Source organism: Paenibacillus sp. FSL H7-0714, assembly GCF_038003765.1.
Taxonomy (GTDB): domain Bacteria; phylum Bacillota; class Bacilli; order Paenibacillales; family Paenibacillaceae; genus Paenibacillus_AQ.
This window is the reverse complement of record NZ_JBBOPT010000001.1, coordinates 627,235-638,747: the sequence shown is the minus strand read 5'-3', so window position 1 is coordinate 638,747 and position 11,513 is coordinate 627,235. Positions and strand designations below refer to the sequence as shown.

Genomic DNA, 11,513 nt, shown 5'->3' with positions numbered 1-11,513 from the left:
CTTTATCACATTTTCGAAAATCCGAATTTTTTAACCTTGTTTGTTATTAAACACATTAATATTACTTATAACTAAATTAACCGCTTTGAATCATCATGAAATAAGAAAAGGCTCCTTTAATCGTAAAGCAAAGGGACTCATCTTCAGCAAACATTCAACCGAATATGTCATAATGTAGCTATCTAACACTGATTTGGAGGTACCTATGATGAAAGCAGCTCAAGGCGTTCGACTACTGCTCGTAGATGATGAGCCTCATATAATACAATTTCTAGAGTTGGGTCTCCTTAACGAAGGATTTGAAGTCAGAACCGCACCCGACGGAATCACAGCCATCTCGGTCGCTGCTGAGTTCAAGCCACATGTAGCCATCCTAGATGTCATGATGCCTGGCATGGATGGATTCGAGTTATGTCATTACCTTCGCTCGGAAGAGACGGAACTAGCCGTTATCATGCTAACTGCAAAGGATGAAGTGGACGATCGAGTCAAGGGTCTCACTATTGGTGCTGACGATTATATGGTCAAGCCCTTCAGCTTCGACGAATTGCTTGCCCGAATTCAAGCGCGGCTACGCAATCAGTTTCCAGGTCTGCTCGGCGAGGTACGCTGCGGTCCATTCCGAATTGATAGCCGTAGAAAAGAAATTCGCTTCAAGGAAGAAGTCCTTGAACTCTCACCCACGGAATACGAGTTATTACAGTATCTCGTTATTAATCACGGCCTTGTACTAAGTAAACCCATGATTCTTGATAAAGTGTGGGGCTATGACTTTGGTGGTGAGGAAAATATCGTTGAGGTCTATATCCGTTCGCTTCGCGAGAAGCTCGGGGATAAGGAGCACCGTATTATCCGTACCCTGCGGGGAGCAGGCTACCGGGTAGATCTATGAGTACGCGCTTCTCTAAATGGTTTCGTAAGCTGCCCGCACCACGTTCTCTACGCAAACAGCTGCTAGCCATTTCGCTGCTCATTCTATCAGGATTGCTTCTTCTAATCGGAGTATTACAATATATACTCATGCGGGATTTCATATATAGCAATAGAGCAGAGTCTATGGAAGCGCAAATACGTTCAGTTCCCCGTGAGATGTTTTTCAACTTTTTCAATTCCTATGACGAGGACACCACAACTCCGAATGAGGGAAACACCGAGTATAACGGCAATTTGCCGGGGGAAAGAAACGGCGAGAATAAAATCCCAAATGGTCAAAGAACCGGTGAGAATAGGCGTCCACTCCTGCTGGATGCCCATACAACCCTCGCTATTTATAGCTCAGATGGCACCTTCAGGGACTTACAGCAAATGACTTTATCTGATTCAGCCGCGCCTAGATTAACGAATGAGCAATACAATAATCTGCTCATTCATACCACGGATAGAGCAACAGGAAATTACAAGCTCATAGAGGCCGATGACGGCACTGAACATCTGGCTATATTCGTGAATCTCTATAGACCTGGAAATACTCGATTGCTTCTCCAAATGAGCGTGAATACCGGACCTCTTACGGATGTAATCTTACAGCAATTGATGATCTACGCAGGTTTGTCAGTGATTGCTTTATTGGCTGGCTTCTTCCTATACTTGCCTGCCCTTCGAAAGACGCTGGTCCCTCTTTCAAATATGGGAGAGTCCGCCGAGATCATTGATGCCGGTAATCTGGATATCCGATTTCCAATTAACCAAGGCCAAACTGAGATCGACAAGCTGGCCCATTCATTCAATGGTATGCTCGAGCGTCTCGAAATATCCTTTCATAATGAACGGGAAGCCAAGGAACAGATGCGCCGCTTCGCTGCCGATGCTTCTCACGAGCTGCGAACGCCGCTGACCTCAATCCACGGTTTTTTGGAGGTCTTACTGCGTGGCGCTGCGGACAACAAAGAACAGTTATACAATTCATTGCGAAGCATGCATGGCGAATCGAAACGGATCAATAAGCTGGTGGAGGATTTGCTGCTGCTCGCTCGGATGGACGGCGCCCCTCAACTGAGGATGACGGATCTGCTGCTCGGTGAGGTCATTTCCGAAATGAAGCCGCATCTGCTCTTGTTAGCGGATCAGCGTAAGGTTACTTTTGATATCTCGTATGGCATCCATGGTAAATATGAACCCAATAAAATCAAACAGGTGATTCTGAATCTATTCCACAATGCAGTTCAGCATACGGATACAGAATTTGGCACCATTCATCTCTCTTTACATGCTAGAGGAAATGAGGCCATTCTAACGGTGCAAGACAACGGCTGCGGGATTTCTCCAGAGCATATCCCACATATCTTCGATCGCTTCTACCGCAGCGATTCTTCTCGTACACGAAAATATGGTGGATCTGGACTCGGCCTTTCTATTACCAAGTCTATCGTGGAGGCACATCACGGTAAGATAAGTGTAAGCAGCACTCTCGGTGAGGGAACAACGTTCAGGGTTACCCTTCCTTGCGAGGAAGGATTAGCCAAGAGAGAGTAACAACCGTTATAATAGATGATAGACTTAAGCCTATGTCTACGATGCCAGTTTTGCTATGTTGTCCATTCTAAGGAGCATCGCTCCGCAAAACTTAAGCCTATGCTTTCGATGCGAGTTTTGCTTCACAAAACTTTTAGGAGGTCAAAAAATGTACGAAATCGCCGTAATTGGAGCCGGTCCTGCCGGTGCAAGCGCAGCCCTGTTCGCCGCCAAGGCGGGCAAAAAAACGCTGCTGATCGACAATGATAAAGGCATGACCCGTAGAGGATGGTTTGAGAACTTTTATGGAATTTCCGAAGTAGGCGGTCCTGATCTCGTAGAAACCGGACATAAGCAAGCCGTCAAATTCGGCGCTGAGCTGGTAGCAGAACAAGCTATTAACCTCACTTCCAGCGGCAACGGATTTGTCATTGAGACCGAAGATGGAATCATTTATGAAGCCAAACATGTTATTCTTGCAACAGGCGCCCTTACCGATCTAGCCGCCAAAGCAGGCGTGGAAACTAAGGATGGTACAGAGCCAAGAATCAAGACAGTTGTCGCTGTTAATCCAGAAGGCAAAACAAATATTGAAGGCATTTGGGCTGCAGGTACCGTTGCCGGAGTAAGTGTACATGCCATTATTACGGCAGGCGATGGCGCGAAGGTAGCCATTAATGTGATTAGCGAGTTAAATGGTGCGCGTTACGTGGATCATGATGTACTAAAGGCTTAATCAATGACTGAAAATATAGATCCGGAGACGATTCTTAGGAATCTGTCCTCCGGATTTTTTATATCGCAAAAAATAACTGCACTTGGTGCAGCTATTTCATACTTCATCCCCTCTATGACTCTTTTAAGTGTAGTTGATGCAACTAAAAATAGATGGAAAGAGTATTTCCATTGGATTATGAAGAAATAAGTGTATCAAGTGCAACTAGGTCGATACATAGCAGTCTGATGCGCTTTTTAATTGTATAAAGTACACTTATTTGTTCATCCCCAACTGCCCTGTAAACGCCCCACGCGCAAAAAAACTGCCCCAAACATCATCCCACCGCCGCCGAAGACGATGTTAGGATCGTTTGGAACAGTCTCCTTCAATCACTAGCGTGTACCCCAAGGTAACGCCCCCACTTCTTCACTTTCCTTCAGACTAGCAGCCAGTTTCTGCAAATACGGAACCAGTAATGGACGCAACTCCTCCCGCATCAATCCGACCTCCAGCGTAGCCTGAATGTAGCCGAATTTATCACCAATATCATAACGTTTGCCGATCAAATCCAGGGCCAGCAAACCTTCATTACGACATACCTCATGCAATGCATCAGTCAGTTGATATTCACCACCTGCTCCCCGTTCAAGGTTAGCCAGCACTGAAAATATCGAAGACTCCAAAATGTAACGTCCCATAATCGCATGCTCTGAAGGTGCCGTATCCGGGGAGGGCTTCTCCACCAAACCTTTAACTTCATGGACGCCTTGTAGAGAACCGCTTGATGAAATAATTCCGTATTTATGAACATCCTGCCGTGGTACCGACTGAACACCGACGATGGTCTTCTCCTCTTGTTCATATAATCGCATCATTTGCAGCAGCGCCGGGTCCTCCGAGACCATGATATCGTCACCGAGCAGAACAGCGAAGGGCTCATCGCCAACGAACTGTTCCGCACAAAGGATGGCGTGACCTAGTCCTAGCGGCTCTTTTTGCCTAATGTAATGAATGCTGGCCAGTTCGCTAATCGCTTGGACTTCACGAAGCAGCTCCTCTTTTCCTTTTTCCAAAAGCGTCTGTTCCAGTTCCACTGATTTATCAAAATGATCTTCAATCGACTTCTTGTTGCGGCCCGTCACGATAATGATGCTTTCAATACCGGATTGAACAGCTTCTTCTACGATATATTGAATCGCCGGCTTATCCACAATGGGCAGCATTTCCTTGGGCTGAGCCTTAGTTGCAGGCAGGAAACGAGTGCCTAAACCCGCGGCGGGAATAACCGCTTTTCTAATCTTCACAACGAATCCCTCCCCTTTCATTTATTGACGATGTAGAACTTGCTGCTCACGAACATCCTGCTGTTTCTTACCTTCATAGAACTCTTGAACAATATAGAGCGGACGTCCCTTGGTCTCATCATAAATCCGACCGACATACTCACCCAGAATCCCTAACATAATGAGCACAAAGCCATTAAAGGTCAGTGTGATTCCGATCATCGATGCCCAGCCCTTAACGACTGAATCCGTAAAAACCACCAGATATAGCACATACATCAGATATAGAAAGCCGGAAGCCGACAGCAGTGCGCCAAGGTATCCTGCCAGCTTTAGCGGCTTATAAGAGAAGGAAGTAATTCCATCCAGAGAGAGCTTGATCATCCGTTTCAGCGGATATTTAGTTTCTCCTGCCAGACGTTCATCGCGTTCATATTCAATGGCTTTTTGCCGAAAACCGACCCAGCTGACTAGCCCGCGTACGAACCGATTTTTCTCCGGCAGGCGTTTGAGCTCCTCACAGACTTTACGATCGATGAGGCGAAAATCTCCTGTATCGACAGGGATAGATATATCGGTTGAATAACGAAGTACTCTATAAAAGAGACTGGCCGTCCACTTTTTGAATAAGGATTCTCCGTTTCGCTTTATCCTTTTGGCATATACAACTTCATACCCCTGCTTCCATTCCGCAATCATGTCCAGAATCAGTTCCGGCGGATCTTGCAAATCGGCATCAATAATGACAACTGCATCCCCTAGGGCGTAATCCATTCCGGCAGTAATAGCGATCTGATGTCCAAAGTTACGAGACAAGTCGATCAGCTTCACACTTTCATCCCAGTAGCTATATTCCTCAATCATCTGTGCGCAATTATCTGTGCTGCCGTCATTCACAAAGATCAGCTCATACACTTCATTAGTTAAACCCATTACTTTTTTGATACGTCGATACGTCTCTTGAATGACCGCCTCTTCGTTAAACATCGGTATAATAATGGAATAGCGCACGTTGGTACTCATGAGCAGCTCCTCCTTAAATTTGAATAATGAAGCGTGCCTGATCTATCTCATAACACGCCTCATAGGATTAACATTCACCTAGTTTACAGTAACTTTGTATAATGTCCCGCTGTTTCCTCCATCGCTTCCTGCCCAATCGGCTGCTGGAACTTCTGTACCATTCTCTGTGATCCAAGTCGTCAACTCGGAGCTTCCCCCGCGTCCACCACCCATACCACCGCTATTGATCAGGAAGTACTTCACCTTTCCACTCTCTACAAACGCCTTTAGGGTATCTGGGGTATACACGGTGTCTGAGTTAGAAAATCCGTTCAAAATAACAACCGATGCACCCTTGTCAACGATATAAGGAGCTGCTGTGCCATAATCCAATGTAGCAAAAAGATAAGGCTCCCCAGTATTGTTCTCCTCCAAATAGGACAACAGACTCTCATTCGCACTTGCGGCGCTATTACGTCCAAAATTGCTTGGACTGCCTCCCATTTCCCCTCTACCCTCACTACTAGTCGGGCCCGCCTCAGGGGTTTGACTGTTCAAGCCATAAGTAATGGGAGTCGCTGCCCAGTAGAGCGGCCCAATTAACAATACTAATACGGCTGCAATGCCTGTCGTATAAATAAAGGATTTCTTCTTGCCTTTAAGAACTACCAGTACCAGCGAAACCACTATGCCTGCAGCTAAAATCCCAATGGACCAGCCACTGCCAATCGTATCGTTATAAGGATGAACAATGTACCACTGGAAACCTGCTGTAACCAGCGTTGCGGCTGGCAATAGCCAAGACAGCCAACCAGAGTGCTCGCGATATAGCGTCCACAGCTTTGACCATCCTGCACCGACTAACGCTGCAACTGGCGGAGCCATCATCACCAGATAATATTGATGGAAGAACCCTGCGATACTGAAAAACCCCATAACGGGCACCAGCCACGCTAACCAGAAGAGAGCTTCTTTATGAGCCTGAGTAAAGTTCTTTCTCCGCAGATTGGCGAATAATCCAATGATGCCTAGCAATACAAAAGGCAGCATCCAGCTAGCTTGACCTGACAGCTCTGATTGGAACAGGCGCAGTGGGCCTGCTGTTCCTGTATTGAACATTCCGCCTCCACTTCCACCGCCATTCATGCCGCCGCGATTTCCTCGCCCGCCGTCGTCGCCACCAAATTGCCGAACTTGACTGTCTGTTCCACTAGGAGGCTGACCTGGTGCACCTCCATCATCGTCACCAGTCTGGCTATTCGAGGTCGAATTTGTGCCTTGCCGGCCCGAAAATGCTGCACGTCCACCATCAGTGCCACTATTACTGCCTGACCCATTCATAGCTGGCATCTCGCCGTTCATGTTCGGCATCTCACCATTCATAGCGGGCATTTCACCGTTCATGTTTGGCATCACACCGCCATTCATTCCTGGCATTCCACCGCCACCACCACCTGCCCCACGATCCCCCGTTAATCGGGCAACGCCATTGTACCCAAAAGCAAGATTCAGCACTGAATTGGTACCACTGCTGCCGATATAAGGCCGTTTGCTGGCGGGAATCGAATCCACGATCACTGCCCAGGATAAGGAGACTACAAGCAATATTGCTGTGGAGGCGGCCAATACTCCCGTCTTCCGCTTCCAGTTCACTTTGGCAGCTAAGACATAAAAGAGATAAAAAGCCGGTAGAACCATGTACGCCTGCAGCATCTTCTCGTTAAACCCAACACCGATTAACGCAAATGCGGTAAGAAGGCTACCCATCTTGTTGCTCTTCGTCCCTTTAAATAGAAACCATGCCGCGAGCAGAAGGGTGAATACAAGCAGCGCATCAATATTGTTCGTCCGGCTGACTGCCGCTGCTACCGGAGTAGTCGCCATGACTAGAGCTGCTATACGTGCTGCCGCTCTGCCAAAGGTAGGCTTCACCAGCAGGTATACAAGTAACACGGAGCCCACGCCGCCGAGTGCCTGTGGCAAAATCACACTCCAACCATGCAGCCCGAAGATAAGCGCGCTAAGTGTCTGAATCCAAAAGGTAACTGGTGGTTTATCCACCGTTACTGAACCCGCGGAATCCAGTGAAGCGAAGAAGAAATTATGAAAGTTCTGCAGCATACTTCCCACCGCGGTGGTGTAGTATGTATTCACATAGTGGTCATTCCAAACTCCATAACCATACAAAAAAGCGGCAAGTAATAAAATGAGCCAAAGTATAAGATCCGAGCTTATTTTTTTGAACCTACTCATCTCCATCCACTCCTATCCTTTGATCGTCTATATTCCGGCAGTTCTGTGCCCCCGGTTCAATCTTTCTGTAGGTGTATTATTTCACCCTTACCTTAACTCTCAATGAGTCCAAGCTGAATGTTTGCTGAATATACAAGGCCGCCAGAACGCAAAAAAAGCCCCACAACTGTGGAGGCTTTCTGTTCAAATCCCAACCCAAGCAAATATTTTAAAATAGACTATTCCATCCTGCCCATAGTAACGAGCTTATTCACCGTATTCCAATTACGTGCTGTAATCGTCATACCCAATATTCTGTCAAAAGGAACCTTGAAAAGCGGCGACTGGCTCACACTGACCTCATATAATATATACATCTCTCTGCCGACAAAACGCACTTTATCCGGTCCATTCTCATAAGTGCGCAGTTTATCCAATGCTTCCGCTGAAGGCTCGGCTGGTAAAAAAGTAACATACCATCTTTTGAATTCCTCTGGCTCGGAGAGCTGAAAGGGATCGTTAGCGATCACGTTCTCCATTTCTGCTAAGGTACGGATAATAACAGAGACCTCGAATCCAAAAACCTCATGAATCTTACGTTCAATGACTCCAGTAAGCAGACTCTTCGAACCTTCATCACTCTCAAACACAACATTTCCGCTCTGAATATACGTTCGTACATTTTCAAATCCAAGAGTCTGAAACATCGCCTTCAGGTCCAACATTTTAATAATTTTGTTCCCGCCGACGTTAATTCCACGCAGCAGCGCAATATAGGTAGTCATAGAATACGCCTCCGTTTTTGTGCCATGATCAGCTTACCTCTGCGGCTAAGATTTGTAGACGTTTACGAACTTCTTTTACCAGCAGCTCCTTCTCTGGAGGCGAAAGCCCCTCCACCAGACGCGCGGCAGCGATCGGCAAAATCCAGCGGTCTACGTCCTCATAAGTATGTCCTGATAATCTGAGATACTCTTGAATATATCCCTTAGTTAATTTTTTTCGGATAAAACCAAGCATTAATTTGGAGAATGCAGAAGCTCCCGGAGGCATAGCCCCCAAACTGAACATCACTACGGAACGCGCAGCATCTCCAGCAGGTTCTCCCACTACACCTGTCATCCAGTCGATCACCCAGAGCTGTTCATCCATAAGCACATTGTCGGGATGAAAATCCCCATGACATAAACGAGTGCCTTCCGGCAGCTTCTCCAGATACTTCAGAATGACGGATTTCTCCTCTTCGCTCAGCATAGGCGCTTCCAATATCTGACTTTTCAACATATCCTTTTGCTGGCCGATTTCCTCTGTAGTTTCAAGCTTATGCAAATCACAATGAAGCCCCGCCATCAGCCTGGCATATTGGGTAACTTTCCAAGGCTTCTCACCCATCACCTTTAGCAGGGAGGGACCTTTAATTTGTTGAAATACAATACCTTGTCTTGATTGTTCAAAAATAAGCTCAAAAGGCTGAGGGGTGCGAACACCCCGAGCATGTACAAACTGGCTGATTTTATATTCCCTGCTGACGTGTTGCTCTGCTATATCCTCCCGGTACAATTTAAGAATCCTCTGATCGTCATGCTGCCAGATCTCCGCAGTTCTGCCTTCCCCAACAAGCTTCGCCTTCATTCGCCAGCCTCCATTTAGTCCAGATTAATGCGGGTAAAATGCTCAACAACCGGAAATGGATCGTAGTAATGGTGAAGTAGCGCCTTCCATTCCTGATACTGGCTGGATTCTCTGAATCCTATGGTGTGATCTTCAAGCGTTCTCCACTTCACAAGCAGCAGATACTTATGATCATCCTCCAAGCAATGTTGCAATTCATGCCCTATGTAGCCTTCGATCGAAGAAATTAAGCTTGATGCCTCCTTGAAGCTTTTTTCAAATTCAGTAGTTAAACCAGGCTTCACTTGCAGCATCGCAGCTTCCAAAATCATAATCAGCATCCTCCAAAGGTTATGTATTTAAAGCATCACGGAAAAATTCATGATAAAAATTAATAATAACAAGCAGAATGGCTAGTGACTCGTTGACCAGCTCTACCTCAAGGCTATGATTAGCATCATCGATTCTATACACTTTTAAATGATGAAGCCCACTAATTTCACCAGAAAGCTGTTCGCTAAATAAAGGGTCGCTTCCGCCATAAATTACAGTCCCACGACTCTGCTGTATCAAAGGGATCGCCTCAGGTAATGGTGTTATATATAGATGAGACGTCTTTTTCTGTATTTCTAGCTCTTCTGCAATTCTCCCTGCTATGACCGAACCCACGCTTTTGCTAATGAATAGAATCTTTTTGTATTCAGGAAGAGATGCAATGGCCGCCTTACATTCCTGAATGAGAATAATCATTTCATCACGCTTAAAACCTACTCTAGCACTCTGGTAGCCATATTCAAGCAGCAGGACATCGCAATTATGTTCCCGAGCTGCTTTGGCCGCATAATCTAGCAGAGGGCGTTCAGCCGAGTAATTTTTACCTGGAAAAATAACAGCCAATGCCTTAGATCCTTGAGTAATATATTTATGTCTAACCTCTCTACCCCAATAAGAGGACATAATGATGTTGCTGACGTTCATACCTGTTTCCCTCTTTTCTAAAACAAACATTCTATATATATCTATCATTATAGCTAACTTATGTTTAGTTTTAAAATCAAAGAATTCCTAATCTTTACTAGAGATCAGGAATGTTCGAAAGTAGGTCTATTGCTGTGATGCCACCTGCTTATTTTTACTTTTACTAACCTTAATTTCAGCACAAATCCACAATACCAACGGAATAATTACCTGAAAAGGAAAGGCGTAGATTTTATAAATATGGTAAGAAAAATACTGCATCTCCATGATATCCTTGTACACAAAATCCGCAAGATAAATCATTAACAGTCCTATTTGGAGTACAACAGATCGATAACTCTTTAACTTGAATACTTTAGCTAATCCTATGCTTGCTACGTACAGACATACACTCGCTTTTATGAATGTTGTGATTACAAATGCAACCGCCGATGAAGCTTCAATTCGCGTCAGAAAATCGCCTACATTAATACGCCCTGCAGACACATAAGAGGGAAAATATTGACCGGACAGTACTTCAGGACCAAGCATTAGCAGATTGCGCAGTGTAACTATAAGAATAACCACCCCAGAAATCAACACATTTCCTAATAAAATTTTCTTCGCTGAGCTCTTGCCCGATAAACTACTGAATGCTCCTAGAAATATTACAATCTCTGCAAATGGAAAAGAAAACAGACCCAGCGTATCGCTAACTACCGGATGCCAACCTTTATCGAACAAAGGAAGAAAGTGATGATATTCCAGTTTGGAAATGGCTAGTGTAAGAATTACTATCTCCACAGCGACGGTAAACAGAAGCAGAAGTTTGGCACTTCTCCCCAGCACCTCAATCCCCGACTTAACCACCCAAACGCCCAGTAGGCCAAGACATAACATAGGAGCAAGCATTGGAGTTTCGGTCAAGGCAACCGTCTTACTGAATTCTCCAAAGACATTGAGAACTAGCGCCCCCAGATGAAAAGCATACCAAATGTAGAGACAGGAGATGAATCGCCCGATGACTTTGCCAAACACAGCGATTAGCATATCAAATAAATCCTTACCTGGAAAAATAAGATGAAGTCTGGCATAGATCAATAGAAGAGGAACAACTAGCACCATGGCAAGAAGGACGGAAATCCAATTGCTGTTACCGGATTCCTCCGGAACTCCCATAAATATCGAAGTACCCACAGTAAACAGGACAGCAATACTGATAGCATGGCCTGTAGGTATCATCTCTTTGTTCATCATCT

Annotated in this window: 12 protein-coding genes; 4 read left to right on the top strand and 8 right to left on the bottom strand. The window is 45.5% G+C overall.

Annotated features, from left to right (window positions below; genetic code table 11):
* Positions 1–208: 208 nt before the first annotated feature.
* The 4 genes from NST34_RS02890 to NST34_RS02875 all read left to right on the top strand — a co-directional run bounded on the left by NST34_RS02890 (position 209) and on the right by NST34_RS02875 (position 3,376).
* Entirely contained in the window at positions 209–892 is a 684-nt protein-coding gene (locus NST34_RS02890) for a response regulator transcription factor (protein WP_341129499.1), read from the top strand.
* Positions 889–2,472: a sensor histidine kinase gene (locus tag NST34_RS02885; protein WP_341058896.1), complete on the top strand. Its 1,584-nt coding sequence runs from the start codon at positions 889–891 to the stop codon at positions 2,470–2,472. Before NST34_RS02890 ends, NST34_RS02885 begins: the two co-directional genes overlap by 4 nt.
* A 148-nt stretch (positions 2,473–2,620) precedes the next feature.
* Positions 2,621–3,187 carry an FAD-dependent oxidoreductase gene (locus NST34_RS02880; RefSeq protein WP_042184618.1) on the top strand — a complete coding sequence of 189 codons (567 nt, stop codon included), beginning with the start codon at positions 2,621–2,623 and terminating at the stop codon, positions 3,185–3,187.
* 3 nt (positions 3,188–3,190) lie between these two features.
* Positions 3,191–3,376, top strand: coding sequence for a hypothetical protein (locus tag NST34_RS02875; protein WP_042184616.1), 186 nt, complete (start codon positions 3,191–3,193; stop codon positions 3,374–3,376).
* Positions 3,377–3,561: 185 nt separating this feature from the next.
* Here the strand turns inward: NST34_RS02875 and galU are convergent, their stop codons facing one another.
* The 8 genes from galU to NST34_RS02835 form a co-directional block, all read right to left on the bottom strand.
* Positions 3,562–4,473 (bottom strand): UTP--glucose-1-phosphate uridylyltransferase GalU, encoded by a 912-nt coding sequence (gene galU, locus NST34_RS02870; RefSeq protein ID WP_076300159.1) that lies wholly within the window; start codon positions 4,471–4,473, stop codon positions 3,562–3,564.
* Positions 4,474–4,494: 21 nt separating this feature from the next.
* Complete coding sequence (locus tag NST34_RS02865; protein WP_341127090.1) at positions 4,495–5,475, bottom strand: glycosyltransferase family 2 protein; 981 nt, start codon at positions 5,473–5,475, stop codon at positions 4,495–4,497.
* A 78-nt stretch (positions 5,476–5,553) separates the two neighbouring features.
* Positions 5,554–7,707, bottom strand: coding sequence for a glycosyltransferase family 39 protein (locus NST34_RS02860; protein ID WP_341127089.1), 2,154 nt, complete (start codon positions 7,705–7,707; stop codon positions 5,554–5,556).
* A gap of 218 nt (positions 7,708–7,925) precedes the next feature.
* The gene (locus tag NST34_RS02855) at positions 7,926–8,471 is read right to left on the bottom strand and encodes a DUF1697 domain-containing protein (protein ID WP_076285894.1); all 546 of its coding nucleotides are present in this window, start codon (positions 8,469–8,471) and stop codon (positions 7,926–7,928) included.
* A gap of 28 nt (positions 8,472–8,499) precedes the next feature.
* Positions 8,500–9,318: a phosphotransferase family protein gene (locus NST34_RS02850; protein ID WP_341058899.1), complete on the bottom strand. Its 819-nt coding sequence runs from the start codon at positions 9,316–9,318 to the stop codon at positions 8,500–8,502.
* A gap of 14 nt (positions 9,319–9,332) precedes the next feature.
* Positions 9,333–9,629 carry an antibiotic biosynthesis monooxygenase family protein gene (locus NST34_RS02845; RefSeq protein ID WP_042184604.1) on the bottom strand — a complete coding sequence of 99 codons (297 nt, stop codon included), beginning with the start codon at positions 9,627–9,629 and terminating at the stop codon, positions 9,333–9,335.
* A 19-nt stretch (positions 9,630–9,648) separates the two neighbouring features.
* A complete protein-coding gene (locus NST34_RS02840; RefSeq protein ID WP_076285896.1) occupies positions 9,649–10,275 on the bottom strand; it encodes a hypothetical protein in 627 nt (208 codons plus the stop codon).
* 126 nt (positions 10,276–10,401) lie between these two features.
* On the bottom strand, positions 10,402–11,511 hold the full coding sequence (locus NST34_RS02835; RefSeq protein WP_081382979.1) for an endospore germination permease: 1,110 nt from the start codon (positions 11,509–11,511) through the stop codon (positions 10,402–10,404).
* Positions 11,512–11,513 lie beyond the last annotated feature (2 nt).

What these genes read in the sequence shown, in the direction of transcription:
- NST34_RS02890 (WP_341129499.1), top strand. Translation starts at nt 209, where the DNA reads ATGAAAGCAGCTCAAGGCGTTCGACTACTGCTCGTAGATGATGAGCCT.
- NST34_RS02885 (WP_341058896.1), top strand. Translation starts at nt 889, where the DNA reads ATGAGTACGCGCTTCTCTAAATGGTTTCGTAAGCTGCCCGCACCACGT.
- NST34_RS02880 (WP_042184618.1), top strand. Translation starts at nt 2,621, where the DNA reads ATGTACGAAATCGCCGTAATTGGAGCCGGTCCTGCCGGTGCAAGCGCA.
- NST34_RS02875 (WP_042184616.1), top strand. Translation starts at nt 3,191, where the DNA reads ATGACTGAAAATATAGATCCGGAGACGATTCTTAGGAATCTGTCCTCC.
- NST34_RS02865 (WP_341127090.1), bottom strand. Translation starts at nt 5,475, where the DNA reads ATGAGTACCAACGTGCGCTATTCCATTATTATACCGATGTTTAACGAA.
- NST34_RS02860 (WP_341127089.1), bottom strand. Translation starts at nt 7,707, where the DNA reads ATGAGTAGGTTCAAAAAAATAAGCTCGGATCTTATACTTTGGCTCATT.
- NST34_RS02855 (WP_076285894.1), bottom strand. Translation starts at nt 8,471, where the DNA reads ATGACTACCTATATTGCGCTGCTGCGTGGAATTAACGTCGGCGGGAAC.
- NST34_RS02850 (WP_341058899.1), bottom strand. Translation starts at nt 9,318, where the DNA reads ATGAAGGCGAAGCTTGTTGGGGAAGGCAGAACTGCGGAGATCTGGCAG.
- NST34_RS02845 (WP_042184604.1), bottom strand. Translation starts at nt 9,629, where the DNA reads ATGATTTTGGAAGCTGCGATGCTGCAAGTGAAGCCTGGTTTAACTACT.
- NST34_RS02840 (WP_076285896.1), bottom strand. Translation starts at nt 10,275, where the DNA reads ATGAACGTCAGCAACATCATTATGTCCTCTTATTGGGGTAGAGAGGTT.
- NST34_RS02835 (WP_081382979.1), bottom strand. Translation starts at nt 11,511, where the DNA reads ATGATGAACAAAGAGATGATACCTACAGGCCATGCTATCAGTATTGCT.